Annotated in this window: 18 protein-coding genes and 1 rRNA gene; 18 read left to right on the forward strand and 1 reads right to left on the reverse strand. The window is 67.1% G+C overall.

The genetic code is table 11. From position 1 onward, the window contains the following. The first annotated feature begins 107 nt into the window (after positions 1-107). The 6 genes from AC14A7_RS01755 to pheT all read left to right on the forward strand — a co-directional run bounded on the left by AC14A7_RS01755 (position 108) and on the right by pheT (position 6,929). A complete protein-coding gene (locus tag AC14A7_RS01755) occupies positions 108-845 on the forward strand; it encodes an amino acid ABC transporter ATP-binding protein (RefSeq protein WP_484006159.1) in 738 nt (245 codons plus the stop codon). Between the two features lie 53 nt (positions 846-898). Beyond that, positions 899-1,777, forward strand: coding sequence for a glutamate ABC transporter substrate-binding protein (locus AC14A7_RS01760; RefSeq protein ID WP_484006160.1), 879 nt, complete (start codon positions 899-901; stop codon positions 1,775-1,777). 64 nt (positions 1,778-1,841) lie between these two features. Then, the gene (locus tag AC14A7_RS01765; protein ID WP_484006161.1) at positions 1,842-2,489 is read left to right on the forward strand and encodes an amino acid ABC transporter permease; all 648 of its coding nucleotides are present in this window, start codon (positions 1,842-1,844) and stop codon (positions 2,487-2,489) included. Beyond that, the gene (locus AC14A7_RS01770) at positions 2,486-3,394 is read left to right on the forward strand and encodes an amino acid ABC transporter permease (RefSeq protein ID WP_484006162.1); all 909 of its coding nucleotides are present in this window, start codon (positions 2,486-2,488) and stop codon (positions 3,392-3,394) included. Before AC14A7_RS01765 ends, AC14A7_RS01770 begins: the two co-directional genes overlap by 4 nt. An 11-nt stretch (positions 3,395-3,405) precedes the next feature. Then, the gene (gene pheS, locus AC14A7_RS01775) at positions 3,406-4,443 is read left to right on the forward strand and encodes a phenylalanine--tRNA ligase subunit alpha (RefSeq protein WP_484006163.1); all 1,038 of its coding nucleotides are present in this window, start codon (positions 3,406-3,408) and stop codon (positions 4,441-4,443) included. Further along, complete coding sequence (gene pheT, locus AC14A7_RS01780) at positions 4,443-6,929, forward strand: phenylalanine--tRNA ligase subunit beta (RefSeq protein WP_484006164.1); 2,487 nt, start codon at positions 4,443-4,445, stop codon at positions 6,927-6,929. The genes pheS and pheT overlap by 1 nt, the downstream gene beginning before the upstream one ends. A gap of 57 nt (positions 6,930-6,986) precedes the next feature. Here pheT and AC14A7_RS01785 read toward each other — a convergent pair whose 3' ends face one another. Beyond that, complete coding sequence (locus tag AC14A7_RS01785) at positions 6,987-7,511, reverse strand: DUF937 domain-containing protein (protein WP_484006165.1); 525 nt, start codon at positions 7,509-7,511, stop codon at positions 6,987-6,989. A gap of 252 nt (positions 7,512-7,763) precedes the next feature. On the opposite strand from AC14A7_RS01785, the gene argC reads away from it, so the two are divergent. The 12 genes from argC to AC14A7_RS01845 all read left to right on the forward strand — a co-directional run. Then, positions 7,764-8,810 carry an N-acetyl-gamma-glutamyl-phosphate reductase gene (gene argC, locus AC14A7_RS01790; RefSeq protein ID WP_484006166.1) on the forward strand — a complete coding sequence of 349 codons (1,047 nt, stop codon included), beginning with the start codon at positions 7,764-7,766 and terminating at the stop codon, positions 8,808-8,810. After that, on the forward strand, positions 8,807-9,964 hold the full coding sequence (gene argJ / locus AC14A7_RS01795) for a bifunctional glutamate N-acetyltransferase/amino-acid acetyltransferase ArgJ (protein WP_484006167.1): 1,158 nt from the start codon (positions 8,807-8,809) through the stop codon (positions 9,962-9,964). The genes argC and argJ overlap by 4 nt, the downstream gene beginning before the upstream one ends. Next, positions 9,961-10,857: an acetylglutamate kinase gene (argB, locus tag AC14A7_RS01800; RefSeq protein ID WP_484006178.1), complete on the forward strand. Its 897-nt coding sequence runs from the start codon at positions 9,961-9,963 to the stop codon at positions 10,855-10,857. Before argJ ends, argB begins: the two co-directional genes overlap by 4 nt. Further along, on the forward strand, positions 10,854-12,020 hold the full coding sequence (locus AC14A7_RS01805) for an acetylornithine transaminase (protein ID WP_484006168.1): 1,167 nt from the start codon (positions 10,854-10,856) through the stop codon (positions 12,018-12,020). Before argB ends, AC14A7_RS01805 begins: the two co-directional genes overlap by 4 nt. Next, positions 12,017-12,949, forward strand: coding sequence for an ornithine carbamoyltransferase (argF, locus tag AC14A7_RS01810; protein ID WP_484006169.1), 933 nt, complete (start codon positions 12,017-12,019; stop codon positions 12,947-12,949). The genes AC14A7_RS01805 and argF overlap by 4 nt, the downstream gene beginning before the upstream one ends. 83 nt (positions 12,950-13,032) lie before the next feature. Next, positions 13,033-14,442 carry an argininosuccinate lyase gene (gene argH, locus AC14A7_RS01815; RefSeq protein WP_484006170.1) on the forward strand — a complete coding sequence of 470 codons (1,410 nt, stop codon included), beginning with the start codon at positions 13,033-13,035 and terminating at the stop codon, positions 14,440-14,442. Between the two features lie 10 nt (positions 14,443-14,452). Continuing rightward, positions 14,453-15,895 carry an argininosuccinate synthase gene (gene argG, locus AC14A7_RS01820; protein ID WP_484006171.1) on the forward strand — a complete coding sequence of 481 codons (1,443 nt, stop codon included), beginning with the start codon at positions 14,453-14,455 and terminating at the stop codon, positions 15,893-15,895. A 2-nt stretch (positions 15,896-15,897) separates the two neighbouring features. Then, a complete protein-coding gene (locus AC14A7_RS01825) occupies positions 15,898-16,044 on the forward strand; it encodes a hypothetical protein (RefSeq protein ID WP_484006172.1) in 147 nt (48 codons plus the stop codon). Positions 16,045-16,046: 2 nt separating this feature from the next. Continuing rightward, positions 16,047-16,640, forward strand: coding sequence for a DNA-3-methyladenine glycosylase (locus tag AC14A7_RS01830; RefSeq protein WP_484006173.1), 594 nt, complete (start codon positions 16,047-16,049; stop codon positions 16,638-16,640). Positions 16,641-16,670: 30 nt separating this feature from the next. After that, on the forward strand, positions 16,671-17,978 hold the full coding sequence (tyrS, locus tag AC14A7_RS01835; protein WP_484006174.1) for a tyrosine--tRNA ligase: 1,308 nt from the start codon (positions 16,671-16,673) through the stop codon (positions 17,976-17,978). 90 nt (positions 17,979-18,068) lie between these two features. Continuing rightward, the gene (locus tag AC14A7_RS01840) at positions 18,069-18,632 is read left to right on the forward strand and encodes a hypothetical protein (protein ID WP_484006175.1); all 564 of its coding nucleotides are present in this window, start codon (positions 18,069-18,071) and stop codon (positions 18,630-18,632) included. 633 nt (positions 18,633-19,265) lie between these two features. Next, positions 19,266-19,677 (forward strand): 16S ribosomal RNA (locus AC14A7_RS01845); the annotation flags it as partial.

Raw genomic sequence — 19,677 nt, forward strand, 5'->3', positions numbered from 1 at the left:
CGGGGCGCCGAGCCCGCAGTTGGAGCTACGACGTGAGGAACACTGCTCACGGCACGCTGGTAGAACGCTGATTGACCCCCGTGCGGGGGGTGTGGTTCAGTGACTAGATGGAACCCCTCGTCGTCATAGACCGCGTGAACAAGCACTTCGGCGAACTGCACGTGCTGAAGGACATCACGACGACGATCCACCGCGGAGAGGTGGTCGTGGTGATCGGTCCGAGCGGGTCCGGCAAGTCGACGCTGTGCCGGGCGGTCAACCGGCTCGAGACGATCGACTCCGGGTCGATCACTATCGACGGCGTTCCGCTGCCGGAGGAGGGCGCGGCCCTCGCCCGGCTTCGCGCCGACGTCGGCATGGTCTTTCAATCGTTCAACCTCTTCGCGCACAAGACCGTGCTGCAGAACGTCACCCTAGGCCAGATCAAGGTGCGCAAGCGCTCTGCCGTCGACGCAGACAAGCGCGCGATGGAGCTGCTCGACCGGGTCGGCGTCGCCAACCAGGCCGCGAAGATGCCTGCCCAGCTCTCTGGCGGCCAGCAGCAGCGGGTGGCGATCGCACGGGCACTCGCCATGGACCCCAAGGTGATGCTGTTCGACGAGCCGACATCCGCGCTCGATCCGGAGATGATCAACGAAGTGCTCGACGTCATGGTCGGCCTCGCAGAAGACGGCATGACGATGGTCGTCGTCACCCATGAGATGGGCTTCGCCCGCAAGGCGGCGCAGCGCGTGCTCTTCATGGCCGATGGGGAGATCGTCGAGGAGGCGACCCCCGAGAGGTTCTTCACGCAACCAGAGAGTGAGAGGGCGAAGGAGTTCCTCTCCAAGGTTCTCACTCACTGACATGGCTTGCCCACTAACCAGTGGGCGGGAGAAACAGCAACCAGGAGGACACCATGAGACTCAACAAAGGTCTGGCAGTTCCTGCACTCGCCATAGCGGCAATCGTCGCGCTGAGCGGCTGTACGGACTCGGGCGAAGCAGGGGACGACTCCTCGACCCCCGCGGTCGACGAGACCATCGAGTTCGAGGCCGGCACGACCATGGCAAAGCTCAACGAGGCCGGGAAGATCACGGTCGGCACCAAGTTCGACCAGCCGCTCTTCGGCCAGGTCGATGCCAACGGCGACCCGCAGGGCTTCGACGTCGAGATCGCGAAGATCATCGCGGCCAAGCTTGGTATTCCCGAGTCCGGCATCACCTGGACAGAGACGGTGTCGGCGAACCGCGAGCCGTTCATCCAGTCGGGCGAAGTCGATATCGTCGTCGCGACCTACACGATCAACGACAAGCGCAAAGAGGTCATCTCCTTCGCCGGCCCGTACTACGTCGCCGGTCAGGACCTCCTGGTGCTCGCGGGCAACCCCGAGGGCATCACCGGCCCAGAGGACCTCGCCGGCAAGGCGGTCTGCACGGTGAGCGGGTCGACCTCCGAGGCGAACATCGCGGAGTACACCGACCAGATCACGGCGCTGAGCGGCTACGCCGACTGCCTTGAGCCGCTGCGCTCCGGGGCTGTCGTCGCGCTGACGACCGACAACGTGATCCTCGCCGGTCTCGCCGCTGCCAACGACCCGGAGTTCGAGGTCGTCGGCAACCCGTTCACAGAGGAGCCATACGGCATCGGCCTCGCCAAGGACGACACCGAGTTCCGCAACTGGATCAACGACGTGCTCGAGGCGGCCTTCGACGACGGCTCATGGGCCGACGCCTTCGAGCGCACCGCTGGCACCGTGCTCGAGGTGCCAGACCCGCCGACGGTCGACCGCTACTAGTCACCGATCTGTGGCGCGCCCGGAAACCGCCAGGCGGGCCACCCTCATCCAGACACGGAGTGCCATGAACGCGATCATCGAGAACCTGCCGATCTTCATCGACGGCTTTCTCATGACGCTGCGCCTCCTCGCGATCTCCGGTGCGGGCGCTCTCGTCATCGGCGTCGTCATCGCGGCCATGCGCATCTCGCCCGTTGCGGCGTTCCGGGTGTTCGCGACCGCCTATACCGAGCTGTTCCGCAACGTTCCGCTCACCCTCATTCTGTTCTTCTGCGCGTTCGTGCTGCCCAACCTCGGGGTTCGATTCGACTACCTGACCTTCGCCCTCATCGGCCTCACGGTCTACACCTCTCCCTTTGTGGCGGAGGCGATCCGCTCCGGGGTCAACGGCGTGCCGGTCGGGCAGGCGGAGGCGGCACGGGCGCTCGGGCTCGGGTTCGGGCAGACACTCGGCAGCGTCGTACTGCCCCAGGCGATCAGGATGGTGATCCCGCCGCTCATCAACGTGCTCATCGCCCTGACGAAGAACACGTCGGTCGCCGGCGGATTCGCCGTGATCGAGCTGTTCGCGACCTCGCGGCGGCTCATCAACGACAACGGCAATGCGACCGTCGCCATCCTCATCGCGGTCGCGGTCTTCTACCTCGTGATCACGGTTCCGCTCGGGCAGTTCGCCGTCGCCCTCGAGAAGAAGGTGGCGGTGCTGCGATGACGGTGCTCTACGACGTGCCGGGGCCGAAGGCGCGACTGCGCTCGCGGGTGATCTCCGTGGTCGGCGCAGTGGTCATCCTCGGTGGCCTTGCCCTTCTCGTGGTGACACTCGCCATACCACGGGTCAATGCCGGCGGGGTGGAGCTGCCGGGGATGCTCGACCCGAGCAGGTGGGACCTGCTCGCCGACCGCGCGATGTGGCGCACCATCGGGCGCGGACTCACGGGCACGCTGCGCATGGCTGCCGTTGCCGCCGTGCTCGCTATTGCCATCGGCATGGTGCTGTCGATTCTTCGTGCCGCAGCCAACCGGGCAGTGCGGGTGCCGGCGATGATCGTCATCGAGTTCTTCCGAGGCATGCCGGTGCTGCTGCTTATGCTGTTCACGCTGCTGGTGTTCTCGACCGGAGCGTACTGGGCCGGTGTCATCGGGCTGGCCCTCTACAACGGCGCGGTCATCGGCGAGGCCCTGCGATCGGGAATAGCGGCGCTGCCGCGCGGCCAGCGAGAGTCTGGCCTCGCCCTCGGGCTCACCCCGCTGCAGACCCGATTCTCAATCGAGTTTCCCCAGGCTTTTCGGCAGATGCTGCCGATCATCATCGCCCAGCTGGTCGTGCTGCTGAAGGACACCTCGCTCGCGTTCATCATCGGCTACCAGGAGCTGCTCAACATCGGGTTGAGGCAGGGGCCGACGACGTTCGGCAGCAAGTACTTCTTCACCCTGTTCTTCGTCGTGCTCGCCGTCTATCTCACCGTCAACCTCACGCTCTCGGCACTCGCGCGCCTCGTCGCCCGCAGAACAGCCAGTGGCAGGTCGACCCTCAAGTCGCGACGAGCTGCTGCGGTGATCGCGCAGCTGGGCGGAGCGGGCGTCGACGGCGCAGGGAGCGATTCCCCGAAACGCTAAACTCGTGACTTGTGTCTGAGACTCCCATCACCCCCGAGGCAGTAGCCGCCGCCACGACCGCCGCGCTCGCGGCCGTCGCCGCTGCGGCCACCGTCGCAGAGCTCAAGTCGGCCCGTGCGCAGCACGCGGGGGAGCAGTCCCCGCTCGCGCAGTTCAACGCCGCCATCAAGTCGCTGCCTGGCGATCAGAAGGCCGCGGCGGGAAAGATCGTTGGTGAGGCACGGGGTTCAGTTGCGAAGGCGATCGCCGAGCGCGAGGGCGAGCTGGCCGTTGCGGAGGAGCAGGCGAGGCTCGCGAGCGAGGCCGTGGATGTGACCGCGGTCGCGACACGCTGGCGCCCCGGTGCGCGGCATCCACTGTCGCTTCTCATGGAGAGCATGAGCGACGTGTTCGTCGCGATGGGCTGGGAGATCGCCGAGGGCCCGGAGCTCGAGAACGAGTGGTTCAACTTCGACTCGATGAACTTCGACGAGGACCACCCGGCCCGCGCTATGCAGGACACCTTCTTCGTAGACCCGATCGACTCGCACCTGCTGCTGCGCACGCACACGAGCCCGGTGCAGATGCGCTCGCTGCTGACCCGCGAGCTGCCCGTCTACGTCGTCGCGCCAGGCAAGGTCTACCGCACCGACGAGCTGGATGCGACACACACCCCGGTCTTCCACCAGATCGAGGGTCTCGCCATCGACAAGGGCCTCACCATGGCGCACCTTCGCGGCACGCTAGAGCACCTCGCTCGCGCGATGTTCGGCGAGGGCGCCCAGATCCGCCTTCGCCCCAACTACTTTCCATTCACAGAGCCGAGCGCAGAGATGGACGTGTGGCAGCCCAACGCCAAGGGCGGAGCGCGCTGGGTGGAGTGGGGCGGCTGCGGCATGGTCAACCGCAACGTGCTTCGTGCGGCTGGTGTGGATCCGGATGTCTACCAGGGCTTCGCCTTCGGCATGGGCATCGAGCGAACGCTGCAGTTCCGCAACGACATGAACGACATGAGAGACATGGTCGAGGGCGACATCCGCTTCTCGCAGCAGTTCGGAATGGTGGTCTGATGCGCATCCCAGCCAGCTGGCTCGGCGAGTTCGTCGACCTCCCCGACGACGTCACGATCGAGCACCTGCACGAGGCACTCGTCAAGGTCGGCTTCGAGGAGGAGGACGTGCACCGCTTCGACGTCACCGGCCCCGTCGTCGTCGGTCAGGTTCTCGCGTTCACGCCAGAGCCGCAGTCGAACGGCAAGACCATCAACTGGTGCCAGGTCGACGTCGGCGAGGCAGAGCCGCGCGGCATCGTCTGCGGTGCCCACAACTTCGCCGTCGGCGACAAGGTCGTCGTCTCGCTCCCGGGTGCGGTACTGCCGGGACCGTTCCCGATCGCAGCCCGCAAGACCTACGGACACGTCTCGGATGGCATGATCGCCTCTGCGCGCGAGCTCGGCCTCGGCGAGGAGCACGACGGCATCCTGCTGCTCAAGTCGCTCGGGCTCGACCCGGAGCTCGGAGCCGACGCCATCGAGCTGCTCGGCCTTCACGACTTCGCGGTCGAGATCAACGTGACGCCCGACCGCGGCTACGCCTTCTCGATCCGCGGAGTAGCGCGCGAGTACTCCCACTCGACCGGCGCGGCCTTCCGCGACCCCGCGCTCGCCGTGCCGGTGATCGAGCCGGTCGAGATCTTCCCCGTCGTCATCGACGACCGGGCACCCATCCGCGGAAAGCAGGGCGTCTCGCGCTTCGAGTCGCGAGTCGTGCGCGGCATCGACCCGACCCGGCCGACCCCGCCGTGGATGGTGTCGCGCCTGACGCTCGCCGGCATCCGGTCGATCTCGCTCGCCGTCGACATCACCAACTACGTGATGCTCGAGCTCGGGCAGCCGATTCACGGCTACGACCTCGACACGCTCACCGGCGGCATCACCGTGCGCCGCGCAATGCCGGGCGAGACCTTCGAGACTCTCGACGGCAAGCTGCGCACGCTCGACGTCGAAGACCTGCTCGTCACCGACGACTCCGGTCCGATCGGCCTCGCCGGTGTCATGGGCGGTGCGAAGACCGAGATGAGTGCCGCGACGACCAACGTGCTCATCGAGGCGGGCAACTGGGAGGCGATCACGATCTCTCGCACGGCTCGCCGCCACAAGCTGCCGAGCGAGGCGGCCAAGCGCTACGAGCGCGGCGTCGACCCGGCGATCGCCGCCGTCGCGGCATCCCGCGTCGCACAGCTGTTCGCCGAGCTCGCGGGTGGCACCATCGACGGCCTCGGGTCGAGCTACGACATCTCGACGGCGCCCGCAGCCATCGACCTGGCCGAGGGCTTCGTCGACGCCCTGATCGGCGTCGACTACTCGGCTGATGAGGTCACGGGTTCCCTCGCGATGATCGGCGCCGCCATCGAGACGACGGCGACCGGACTGCGTGTCACGCCGCCGAGCTGGCGCCCCGACCTCACGGATGCACCGACTCTCGCAGAGGAGGTCGCGCGCATCGTCGGCTACGACCGCATCCCCTCTGTGCTTCCCGTCGCGCCTCCCGGCCGTGGCTACACGCGAGAGCAGCGCCTTCGCCGCTCGGCAGCGAACGCTCTCGCCTTCGCCGGGCTGACCGAGGTGCTCGGCTCGCCATTCAGCGATGCCGCGCGCAACGACCTCTTCTCCTGGACCCCTGGTCCGTCGGTGAAGCTCCTCAACGCCCTCGACTCCGAGGTCGGGCTCATGCGCACCTCGCTGCTGCCGGGGCTCATCGAGGTCGCCCACCGCAACGCCTCCCGCGGGCTGACCGACCTCGCGCTGTTCGAGATCGGTCACGTCTTCGTTCCCGTCTCGGGCGCGCCATTCGGCAGCGGCCCGGTGCCGGCGAGCGGCACGCACCCCGACGAGGCGAAGCGTGCAGAGCTCGAGGCGGGGATTCCGCCGCAGCCGTGGCGCGTCGGCGCGCTGTTCATGGGCGACGCTGTCGCCAAGCAGCCGGGTGCGGCATCCGTGCCGGCTGGCATCGCCGACGCGATCGCCGCGGCGAACCAGCTCGCGACGACGCTCGCCGTGACCCTGCGTTTCGAGACGGGCGCCCACCCGGCCCTGCACCCGGGGCGCACTGCTGAGGTCTTCGTCGGCGAGACGAGCGTCGGACTCGTCGGCGAGCTGCTGCCCGCTGTCGCAGAGGAGGCGAACCTGCCGCGCGTCGTTGGCGTGCTTGAGCTCGACCTCGATCTGCTCATCGACCTCGGCGCCCGCGAGGTCGCCGCGAGCCCGATCGTCGGTTTCCCTGCGGCAACGCAAGACCTCTCGCTCGTCGTGCCTCTGGCGACGCCTGCCGGAGACGTGCTCTCCACCGTGATCGAGGGAGCCGGCGGCCTGCTCGAGGATGCCAGGCTCACCGATGACTACCGAGGCACCGGAGTGCCAGACGGCTCCAAGTCGCTGACCTTCGCCCTGCGATTCCGCGCACCGGACCGCACGCTCACCGCCGCGGAGGCGAGTGCCGCCAAGCAGGGAGCGATCGAGCTCGCTGCCTCCCGGCACCAGGCGGGCGTGCGGGAGTAGCCGACCGACGCGAAAGGCCCCCGACCGCGATGGTCGGGGGCCTTCGTGTGTTGTGGGCTACTTACCGCCGAGCAGTCCTCCGAGGAGGCCGCCGAGCATGTCCTGGCCTTCCTTGCTGCCGACCAGGCCGCCGAGGATGTCGCCGATACCGCCCGACGACTCCTCCTTCTTCGCTGTGGTCGTCTCCGTCTTGTCGCCGCCGAGGAACTTCTGGGCGAGCCAGGCCAGAACGATGGGTGCGACGATCGGCAGGATCTTCGCGATGATCTCCTTCGTCACGTCGGACTTCGCCGCGGCGGCCTCCTCGACGGCCTCCTTCTTCGATCCGAAGACGTGGCTGACGATCTTCTTGCCGTCCTCCTCGTCGACGTCGTCGACCTTCGTGCTCGTGGCCGTGTGCTTGGCGAGCGCCTTCTCGAGGGAGGCCGCGCCATCGGCCGAGCTGGCGTTTGCCGAGAGCCCGGCGACGATCGCAGGAAGGGCCGTCGTGACGGCTGCCTTCGCCTGCTTCTCATCGATGCCGAGCTTCGTGGCGATGTCGCCGATCGGGATCATCTCGATGAGTCCGTCTAGTTCTGCCATTGCGTCTCCCTGATTGTGCGGATGGTGCTCCAACAGTAGCGATTGGCGCGAGGCTCCCGCGAGGTAGTAGCCTCGACCCGTGACCACCATCCGCCCCATCGCAACGGACAGCCGCGTGCTGTCCGCGGTGTCGCGACGTCGTGGCACGGACGAGCGATTCGGGGCGCCGGTTCGCTGATCTGGGGTTTCCCAGTTACTCAGCCAGCCGTCGCCTGCCCCAGCCTCCGTCCCCCTGAACAATAAGGTTGAGCCATGCCTCTATCCGTTGCCGTCGCCGGTGCATCCGGCTACGCGGGCGGTGAGCTGCTGAGACTTCTCGCAGCGCACCCCGATCTCGAGGTCACCACGGTGACCGCCCATTCCAATGCCGGCGAGCCGCTGATCTCGACGCAGCCGCACCTGCGCTCGCTCGCCGGGCTCACCCTCGACGAGACCACGCCGGAGGTGCTCGCCGGTCACGACGTCGTCTTCCTCGCCCTTCCGCACGGCAAGTCGGGCGAGGTCACGGCCGCTCTGCCGGAGGGCGCCCTCGTCATCGACTGCGGCGCCGACCACCGCCTCGTGTCGGAGGCCGACTGGGCCGCCTTCTACGGTGGACCGTTCTACGGCGCCTGGGACTACGGAATGCCGGAGCTCGTTCACGGCGACGGCACCAAGCAGCGCGCTGTGCTGCAATCCTCGAAGCGGATCGCCGTGCCCGGCTGCAACGTGACTGCCATCACCCTCGGCATCGCGCCGGCAGTGCGGGCCGGACTCGTCGCAGCCGACGACATCGTCGCGGTCCTCGCGGTCGGGCCGTCGGGCGCGGGCAAGAGCCTCAAGACCGAGTACCTCGCGGCAGAGATCATGGGCAGTGCATCTGCCTATGCGGTCGGAGGGGTGCATCGGCACACACCAGAGATCCGGCAGAACCTGCGCGTGGCGGGGGCGGCGAACCCGACCATCTCGTTCACGCCGATGCTCGTTCCCATGTCGCGGGGCATCCTCGCGACGACGACAGCGAAGCTCGCACCCGGCGCGACCGCCGCAGCAATCGAGGCCGCCTTCTACGAGGCGTATGCCGATGAGCCCTTCGTTCACGTGCTCCCCGCCGGCGTCTTCCCGCGCACGGCTGACACGGTCGGCGCGAACACCGCGCTCATCGGCTTCGCCGTCGACGAGGCGGCCGGCCGGCTGGTGACGATCACCGCGATCGACAACCTGGTCAAGGGCACCGCCGGCGCCGCCATTCAGTCCGCCAACATCGCGCTCGGCCTCGCCGAGACAGCGGGTCTCACCGTGAACGGAGTCGCGCCATGAGCGTCACCCACCCCAAGGGATTCGTCGCGAGCGGCGTCGAAGCAGGACTCAAGTCGAAGGGCGGCAAAGACCTCGCCCTCGTGCAGAACCTCGGCCCGAGTTTCTCTGCCGCCGCCGTGTTCACCAGCAACAGGGCCAAGGCCAACCCCATCCTCTGGTCGCAGCAGGTCATCAGCGACGGCGTCGTGTCGGCGATCGTGCTCAACTCCGGCGGGGCCAACTGCTACACCGGCAGCTTCGGCTTTCAGACGACGCACCTCACGGCGGAGGCCGTCGCCGAGGGCCTCGGCGTGAGCGCCGGCGACGTTCTCGTCTGCTCCACCGGCCTCATCGGCGTCGGCGGCGACGCCTTCCGGGCGTCGCTGCTCGGCGGTGTCGGCCCCGCGGTTGCGGCACTGAGCGAGAGCGGTGGCGAGGATGCGTCGTTGGCGATCATGACGACCGACAGCATCCCGAAGCGCGCCGTCGTCGTCCGCGACGGATGGTCGATCGGCGGCATGGCCAAGGGCGCAGGAATGCTCGCCCCGGGTCTCGCCACCATGCTCGTCGTCCTGACGACCGACGCGCTGCTCGGCTCCGGCGAGCTCGACGCGGCGCTGCGGGCGAGCACGCGGGTGAGCTTCGACCGCCTCGACAGCGACGGGTGCATGTCGACCAACGACCAGGTGTCGCTCATGGCGAGCGGGGCATCCGGGCTCACTCCGTCGCTCGACGAGTTCACGGCCGCACTGCAGGAGATCACGAAGGATCTCGCGCTGCAGCTGCAGGCCGACGCCGAGGGCGCAAGCCACAACATCGCCATCGAGACGGTGAACGCCGCGAACGAGGAGGATGCGGTCGAGGTCGGTCGCTCCGTCGCCCGCAACAACCTCTTCAAGGCCGCGGTCTTCGGCAACGACCCCAACTGGGGTCGGGTGCTCGCTGCCATCGGAACCACGCAGGCCGAGTTCGACCCCTACGACGTCGATGTCTCGATCAACGGGGTGCGGGTGTGCCGCTCTGGCGAGCCTGACGAGCCCTCCGAGAGCGTCGACCTCACGCCGCGCGAGGTGCACGTGCTCATCGACCTCAAGGTCGGCACGGCGACAGCCACCATCCTGACCAACGACCTCACGCACGACTACGTGCATGAGAACTCGGCGTACTCCAGCTGATGGGCGTCTTCAGAACGGCCAGGGAACTCGACGTCGAGGTGAAGACCGCGGTGCTCATCGAGTCGCTGCCGTGGCTCAAGCGGTTCCACGGCGAGATCATCGTGGTCAAGTTCGGCGGCAATGCGATGGTCGATGAGGAGTTGAAGCGTGCCTTCGCGGAGGACATGGCGTACCTGCGGTTCGCCGGCATCCATCCGGTCGTCGTCCACGGCGGTGGCCCGCAGATCTCGGCCCGCCTCGCGGAGCTCGGAATCGCGAGCGAGTTCGCCGGCGGCTACCGGGTCACCACAGAGGAGTCGATCGGTGTCGTCAAGGAGGTGCTGACCACCGTGGTCAGCACGGAGCTTGCCGGCCTCATCGACGAGCACGGCGACCTCTCGTCGATCATGTCGGGCGAGACCGAGGGGCTATTCACCGCCGAGCGCCGTGGTGCCGTCGTCGACGGGCAGCTCGTCGACATCGGGCTCGTGGGCGATGTCGTTGACGTCGACCCAACGGCAGTGCTGTCTGCGGTCGCCGCCGGCCGCATCCCGGTGATCTCCTCCATCGCGCCGGATGCCGCCGGCCAGCTTCTCAACGTGAACGCCGACTCTGCGGCCGCCTCGCTCGCCATCGCGCTCACGGCCGCCAAGCTCGTTGTGCTCACCGATGTGGCCGGCCTCTACAGCGACTGGCCCAACCGCGACTCGCTCGTGTCGGTCATCGACACGGCAGAGCTGCGCGAGCTGCTGCCGAGCCTTGAGTCCGGCATGATCCCCAAGATGACGGCGTGCCTCGAGGCGGTGGAGGGCGGCGTCGCCAAGGCCGCCATCATCGACGGGCGCGCACCCCACAGCATCCTGCTCGAGGTCTTCACCTCGAGCGGCATCGGAACAGAGGTAGTACCCGCATGAGTACCTGGACAGACGACTACTCGGCCGTCATGATGAAGTCGGCTCCGACGCCGCTCGCGCTGCTCAGCCGCGGCGAGGGCTGCTACGTGTGGAGCGAGGACGGCACGCGCTACCTCGACTTCCTGGCCGGCATCGCGGTCAACTCGCTCGGCCACGCGCACCCCGTGGTCGTGCGGGCGATCAGCGAGCAGGCCGCGCGGATCGCGCACATCTCCAACCTCTTCGCGAGCCCCCAGCAGATCGCCCTCGCCCAGCGGCTTGTGCGGCTCACCGGGGCAGAGAACGGCCGCGTGTTCTTCGGCAACTCCGGTGCGGAGGCCATCGAGGCAGCGATCAAGCTGGCTCGGCGCCACAAGCAGCACGGCACGATCATCGCGTTGGAGAACTCCTTCCACGGGCGCACGACCGGATCGGTCTCGCTGACCGGCAAGCCAGCGCTGCGCGAGGACTTCGAGCCGCTCCTGCCGAATGTGCTGCACATTCCGTCGACGATCGAGGCGTTGGAGGCGGCCCTGTCGTCGCGCGACGTGGCGGCGCTCGTCGTCGAACCGATCAAGGGGGAGGCCGGGGTCATCGAGCTGCCGGATGGCTACCTCGCGGCGGCGCGCGAGCTCACGTCGCGGCACGGCGCCCTGCTCATCATCGACGAGATCCAGACCGGTGCCGGGCGCACCGGCAGCTGGTTCGCGTTCCAGCAGCACGGCATCGTGCCTGATGCGATCGCCGTCGCGAAGGGCATCGGCGGGGGAGTGCCGATCGGCGCTCTCATCACCTTCGGCGCAGCGTCCGATCTGTTCACGAAGGGGCAGCACGGCAGCACCTTCGGCGGCAACCCGCTGGCGACGGGCACTGCCGACGCGGTGCTGACCTATATCGAGGATGCCGCACTCGTCGACAACGCCGCCGCCCGCGGTGAGCAGCTGAAGGCCGCACTCTCCGCCCTCCCGGGGGTTGCCGAGGTGCGCGGTCGCGGGCTCCTGCTCGGAGTGGGGCTCGCGGCTCCTGTTGCCAACGAGCTGGCTGCGGCCTGCCTCGCCGCCGGGCTGATCGTCAATGCGGCCAACGACTCCACCATCCGACTCGCTCCACCCCTGATCGTCGGCGACGCCGAGATCGCCGAGTTCCTCTCCATCTTCACCACGGCCTTGGAGGCACACGCATGACCAGGCACTTCCTTCGCGACGATGACCTCACTCAGGCAGAGCAGACCGAGATCCTCGATCTCGCCGTCGAGCTCAAGAAGGACCGCTACGCCGTGAAGCCGCTCGCCGGCCCGCAGACGGTCGCGGTGATCTTCGACAAGTCGTCGACCCGCACGAGGGTGAGCTTCGCCGTCGGCATCGCCGATCTCGGCGGCAGCCCGCTCATCATCTCGACCGCCAACAGCCAGCTCGGCGGCAAGGAGACCCCCTCCGACACGGCGCGCGTTCTCGAGCGTCTCGTGAGCGCGATCGTGTGGCGCACCTTCGCGCAGTCGGGGCTCGAGGAGATGGCGGCTGGCACCACGGTTCCGGTCATCAACGCACTCTCCGACGACTTCCACCCGTGCCAGCTGCTCGCCGACCTGCTCACCATCCGTGAGCACCGTGGCGAGCTCGCCGGGCAGACGGTGACCTTCCTCGGCGACGGGCGCAGCAACATGGGGCAGTCGTACCTGCTCGCGTGTGCTGTCGCCGGCATGCACGTGCGTGTCGCCTCGCCGCTCGACTACGCACCAGACGACGCGGTCGTTGCCGACGCCGACGCCGTCGCCATGACCACGGGCGGCTCGGTCACCCTCTACACCGACCCGCTCGAGGCGGTCGCCGGCTCCGACGTCGTCGTCACCGACACCTGGGTCTCGATGGGCAAGGAGGCGGAGAAGGCGGAGCGCATCGCCACCTTCGGCGCATACCAGGTGAACGCCGAGCTCATGGCACTCGCCAAGCCCGACGCGCTCTTCCTGCACTGCCTTCCCGCCGACCGGGGCTTCGAGGTCACGGCCGAGGTCATCGACGGCCCGCAGAGTGTCATCTGGGATGAGGCGGAGAACCGCCTGCACGCGCAGAAGGCCCTGCTGGTGTGGCTGCTGGAGAGGCGCGCTGGAGCGTAGGGCACAGGCCCTTTCGGGCCTGTGCTGCGACGCCAGCGCGATCGCCGTCTCGGCGATCTGCTACTGAACCTGAGGAGATCAATATGAATGCCAGCTCAACCAACGACGGTTCCCTCTGGGGCGCACGATTTGCCGGCGGACCATCGCCGGAACTCGCGGCGCTGAGCAAGTCGACGCACTTCGACTGGCAGCTCGCCCCATACGACCTCGCGGGCTCCCGCGCGCATGCGGTCGCGCTCGCGAGCGCAGGCTACCTGGATGACGACGAGCTGCAGCGCATGATTGCCGGTCTCACCGAGCTCGCCGCGCGCTTCGAGCGAGGAGAGCTCGTAGCGCAGCCAGAAGACGAAGACGTGCACGGCGCTCTGGAGAATGCGCTCATCTACGTCGTCGGCGCAGAGCTCGGCGGCAAGCTGCGCGCCGGCCGCTCGCGCAACGACCAGATCGCGACGCTCGTGCGGCTCTACCTTCTCGACCACGCAGCCATCATCGGCGAGCTCATCACCGGCCTCATCGACGCGATCGCGGCGCAGGCAGGGCAGCACCTGACGAGCGCGATGCCGGGCCGCACCCACCTCCAGCACGCGCAGCCCGTTGTGCTCGGCCACCACCTCCTCGCGCACGCGTGTCCGCTCGTGCGCGACCTCGAGCGCATCCGCGACTGGCGTGTGCGGGCATCCGTGTCTCCCTACGGTTCCGGCGCCCTCGCCGGCAGCTCCCTCGGCCTCGACCCCGCTCTCGTGGCGCGCGAGCTCGGCCTCAGCGGCCCGCCGGAGAACTCGATGGATGCGACCTCGAGTCGCGATGTGGTTGCCGAGTTCGCATTCATCACCGCCCAGATCGGCATCGACCTGTCGCGCTTCGCTGAGGACGTGATCATCTGGAACACGAAGGAGTTCGGCTTCATCCAGCTCGACGACGCCTACTCGACCGGCTCGTCGATCATGCCGCAGAAGAAGAACCCCGACATCGCAGAGCTCGCGCGGGGCAAGGCGGGCCGCCTCATCGGCAACCTGACGGGTCTGCTGGCAACGCTGAAGGGCCTCCCGCTCGCCTACAACCGCGACCTGCAGGAAGACAAGGAGCCGGTGTTCGACTCCGTTGAGACCCTCGAGGTGCTGCTGCCCGCCTTCACTGGCATGGTGCTCTCGGCACGGTTCAACACCAAGCGCATGGCAGAGCTCGCGCCAGAGGGCTTCTCGCTCGCGACCGACGTGGCCGACTGGCTCGTTCGCCAGCGCATCCCGTTTCGCGAGGCGCACGAGATCAGCGGCGCACTCGTGCGGTTCTGCGAGCAGAGCGAGCTGGCGCTGCACGAGCCGAGCGACGAGCAGTATGCGGCGATCTCACCACACCTGACGGCGGGCGTCCGTGAGGTGCTCACGGTGGAGGGCTCTCTTGCGAGTCGCGACGGTGCCGGCGGCACCGCGCCGAAGCAGGTCGAGCTGCAGCTGGCATCCCTTCTGGCTCGCGCACGCGCGGCGTCCCTCTAGGCTTATCGTCGTGTCCAAGGTTCTCAGCTCCCTCCCCGTCGGCGAAAAAGTAGGCATCGCGTTCTCTGGAGGTCTCGACACCTCATGCGCGGTCGCCTGGATGCGGGAGAAGGGCGCGATCCCGTTCACCTACACCGCCGACATCGGGCAGTACGACGAGCCAGACATCGACGTCGTGCCAGAGCGCGCCCTGCACTACGGCGCAGAGGCGTCGCGTCTCGTTGACGCGAAGACCGCGCTCGTCGAGGAGGGCCTCGTCGCACTGCAGTGCGGTGCCTTCCACATCCGCTCCGGCGGCAAGACCTACTTCAACACCACGCCGCTCGGCCGCGTCGTCACCGGCACGATGCTCGTGCGCGCAATGAAGGAGGACGGCGTCGACATCTGGGGCGACGGCTCCACCTACAAGGGCAACGACATCGAGCGGTTCTACCGCTACGGGCTCATGGCCAACCCCGCCCTTCGCGTCTACAAGCCATGGCTCGACAGCGAGTTCGTCAACGAGCTCGGCGGCCGCAAGGAGATGAGCGAGTGGCTCGTCGCCCGCGGCTTCCCCTACCGCGACTCGACAGAGAAGGCCTACTCGACCGACGCCAACATCTGGGGCGCGACCCACGAGGCCAAGAGCCTCGAGGAGCTCTCGACCGGTCTCGAGATCGTCGACCCGATCATGGGCGTCGCGGCCTGGCGCGAGGATGTCGAGATAGCGACAGAGGTCGTCACCGTGCGCTTCGAAGCCGGCCGCCCCATCGCCCTCAACGGAGTCGAGTTCACCGACTCCGTCGCGCTCGTGCTCGAGGCGAACGCGATCGGCGGGCGCCACGGCCTCGGGGCGAGCGACCAGATCGAGAACCGCATCATCGAGGCCAAGAGTCGCGGCATCTACGAGGCTCCGGGCATGGCCCTCCTGCACATCGCCTACGAGCGACTGCTCAACGCGATCCACAACGAGGACACGGTCGCCAACTACCACAACGAGGGCCGTCGACTCGGGCGACTCATGTACGAGGGCCGCTGGCTCGACCCGCAGTCGCTCATGCTGCGCGAGTCGCTGCAGCGCTGGGTCGGCTCTGCGATCACGGGCGAGGTGACGCTTCGCCTGCGCCGTGGTGACGACTACACGATCCTCGACACCACCGGCCCCTCGCTCAGCTACCAGCCGAACAAGCTCTCGATGGAGCGGGTCGGCGACGCGGCGTTCGGCCCCGACGACCGCATCGGCCAGCTGACGATGCGCAACCTCGACATCGCCGACTCGCGGTCGCGCCTCGAGCAATACGCGGCGGCCGGGCTCATCGGCGGGCCGACGGGTGACCTCATCGGCCGCCTCGAGGCTGGGGCCGCCGACAAGATCCTCGGGGGTGTGGAGCACCCGGATGCCGCAACCGCGGCCCTGGAGCGCGCCACCGACGTCGCATCCGAGGGCGCAGCCTTCGACGCGGGAACCGACTGACGATGACACTCGACCGAGACCGCACCCGCCAGAAGAACCTCCGACCGCCCATGCGGCGCGGCACGTTCATCGTGATCATCGCCGTCGTCGTCGCCGTGTTCGGCTACGTCATCTGGTGGACCATCACGAACGGCCCACCGCTCTTCTAGCCATGTTCGACCGGTCGATCTTCGAGCAGCCGGCCACTGAGGTCGCGCCCCTGCTGCTCGGTGCGCTGCTCACGGTCGAGGGCGTCGTGCTGCGGGTAACAGAGGTCGAGGCATACCTCGGCGTCGGCAGCGACCCGGGATCGCACGCCTACCGCCGACGCGGCGCCAAGAACGACACCATGTTCGGCCCGCCAGGTCACCTGTACACGTACTTCACCTACGGGATGCATGTCTGCTCGAACATCGTGTGCCTGCCAGAGGGGGAGGCATCTGCCGTGCTGCTTCGGGCCGGGTCGATCGTCGACGGGGTGGAGGTCGCGAGGATGCGCCGGGTGACCTCGCGCTCCGACGTCGACCTTGCGCGTGGTCCCGCCCGCCTCACCGTCGCCATGGACATCGGGCTGGCGGATGACGGCAACGACCTCGCGACCGGGCGCGTGCGCCTCCAACTGCCGGCCGCGCCATCCGGGTTCCAGACCAGCCTGCGCACGGGAGTCTCGGGGCCAGGGGGAGTCGAGCCCTACGCGTGGCGCTACTTCATCCCGGGTGAGCCAACCGTGTCTCCGTACAAGCGCTGGATGCCGAAGAAGCGGTAGCGACGATCCCCACGCGCTACGGTTGAACCCGTGTCAGCCCAGCAATCCGAATCCCTCGCCGCACAGAGCAACGACCAGACCTTCGACGACGTCTGGGACGAGCTGCAGTGGCGCGGCCTCGTGCACGTGTCGACGAACGAGGCGGAGCTGAAAGAGCTTCTGGCCGGGGACTCGATCACCTTCTACTGCGGGTTCGATCCGACGGCCCCGAGCCTGCACCTCGGCAACCTGGTGCAGCTGCTCACGATGCGCCGACTGCAGCTGGCCGGCCACAAGCCGCTTGGACTGGTCGGAGGCTCGACTGGTCTGATCGGCGACCCGAGGCCGACGGCAGAGCGCACCCTCACCGATCGCGACACCGTCGTGGAATGGGTCGGCTACCTGCAGGCGCAGGTCAGCCGCTTCCTCGCCACCGATGGGCCGAGCGCCATGCGGCTGGTCAACAACCTCGACTGGACGGCGCCGCTGAGCGCCATCGACTTCCTTCGCGACGTCGGCAAGTACTTCCGCGTCGGCACGATGCTCAAGAAGGATGCGGTCAGTGCCCGCCTCAATTCCGACGCGGGCATCTCCTTCACAGAGTTCAGCTACCAGATCCTGCAGGGAATGGACTTCCTCGAGCTCTACCGGCAGTACGGCTGCGTGCTGCAGACCGGCGGTAGCGACCAGTGGGGCAACCTCACGAGCGGCACCGACCTCATCCACAAGGCAGAGGGGGTGAGCGCCCATGCCATCGGCACGCCACTCATCACCAACTCCGACGGCACCAAGTTCGGCAAGAGCGAGGGCAACGCCATCTGGCTCGACGCCACGCTCACCAGCCCATACGCGCTGTACCAGTTCTGGCTCAACACCGATGACGCGGATGTCATCGCGCGGCTCAAGGTATTCACCTTCCTCAGCCGGGCCGAGATCGAGCGATTGGAGCAGGCGGTGGCCGGCGAGCCCTTCCGGCGGGAGGCGCAGCGAACCCTCGCCGTCGAGGTCACCCGGCTCGTGCACGGTTCGGCGGCGACCGACGCCGCGATCGCCGCCTCCGCGGCCATCTTCGGCAACGGCGACCTATCGACGCTCGACGACGCGACTCTCGAGGCCGCCCTTCGTGAGCTGCCCAACACCACAACGCCAGGGTCGAGCACGGTGGCCCAGCTGCTCGTCGACACCGGACTCAGCCCGAGTCTCAGCGCGGCGCGGCGGGCGATCGGCGAGGGCGGCGCCTATGTGAACAACGCCAAGATCGACAATGACACCGCACCGATCTCCGACTTGGCTCTCCCGTCGGGCATGGCCGTGCTCCGCCGTGGCAAGAAGACGATCGCCGGCGTATTCGTCGAGTGAGCCGCACGGGTCTCCGTGTAATCCATTCGTGACCGCAGCCCGGTATGCTCTGGCAACAGTTGAGCCGATATCGAGTACGGGAGTTCACGCATGACGTTTGGCAGTGGGGGAGACCACGGCGCGACCCGCAGTGCGCCGGCCTTTGATTTCGGACTCACGCCGAGTTCGCATTCCGGCGGCGGTGACGGCCGTCGCACGCGTCGACGCTCCGGTCCCGACCGCACGGTGCTCGCCACGGTGGCCATCGTGCTCGTCCTCTCCGTCGCAATCATGGGCGGCGGCGCCCTTGTCGCGTGGACGCTCGTGCAGAACTCCGAAGCGCAGGTCGCGGCCGATAGTGCGCCCCTGTGTGCCGATCTGGCGGCGACCCCGGGAATCCTTGCCCAGCCCGGGTTCGGATGGCCGACCGAAAGCGCCGACATTCCGACCACAGTCGCGGCCATGGAGGCCTACCAGCAGCGGTGGGCACAGCTCGCGGCCGTCGCGCACCCAACGATCCGCCCAGACGTCACTGCGGTGGCCACAGTTGCGGCAACGGTCATCGGCCGCGTCGAGGCCAGCCAGAGCATCGACCGAGCGGGAAATCTAGCGACAGTTCAGTCGGTCACGTCGCAGACAGCCATAGCAGCCTGGGTTGGCAAATACTGCGATTGAGTCGGCGCGCCCGCCCAAATTCCACTCGATTTGGCGCGACACGCCCGGGATCGGCCGAAATTTGCCCGCCCCCAGCGATCCCCGTAATGTAATCACTTGTCACCCCAAAGGTGCGGAAAGCCGAAGAGCTTCCGGCCTCAAGAGGGACCAAATCCTAGCAATAAAGCAGCGCAACTCTTTGAGTCACTGTCTTTACAACTTAGGATGAAATCCACTTCGCCTAGCAGGTCAAGTCCGGATTGAGAGCGACTCTCGAGTCACTCCCGCCGATTTGACAAGTAACGCGCAGGTGGTAAGTTAGACAAGTTGCCCGGCGCGAAAGCGAAGGCAGCCAAATCTGACTAGGTAGGCCCTGGGTAGAAGCCGCAAGGTGAAAACCAGGAGCGTCCGATCCTTGAGAACTCAACAGCGTGCACAATGTCAAATGCCAAAAACCCGGCGTTTGTTTCTATAACGGCCATTCGGTCTGCGTAGATCCATTCGTTGGATTCCTTTGGAAAAAGATATAAACAAAACAAAGCAAGTCAGTATTGATTTGTTCTTGTCAGTTTCAAACTTGTCACCTCGACATCCCATTCCGGATGCGGGTGGCGCTAGATGTGCAGAGGAGCTTGCTCCTCTAGCAATCAAACATTTATGGAGAGTTTGATCCTGGCTCAGGATGAACGCTGGCGGCGTGCTTAACACATGCAAGTCGAACGGTGAAAGAGAAGCTTGCTTCTCTGGATCAGTGGCGAACGGGTGAGTAACACGTGAGTAACCTGCCCTTGACTCTGGGATAAGCACTGGAAACGGTGTCTAATACCGGATACGAGCTTCAGCCGCATGGCTAGGAGCTGGAAAGAATTTCGGTCAAGGATGGACTCGCGGCCTATCAGCTAGTTGGTGAGGTAACGGCCCACCAAGGCGACGACGGGTAGCCGGCCTGAGAGGGTGACCGGCCACACTGGGACTGAGACACGGCCCAGACTCCTACGGGAGGCAGCAGTGGGGAATATTGCACAATGGGCGCAAGCCTGATGCAGCAACGCCGCGTGAGGGACGA

This window comes from Conyzicola sp. (assembly GCF_057073975.1).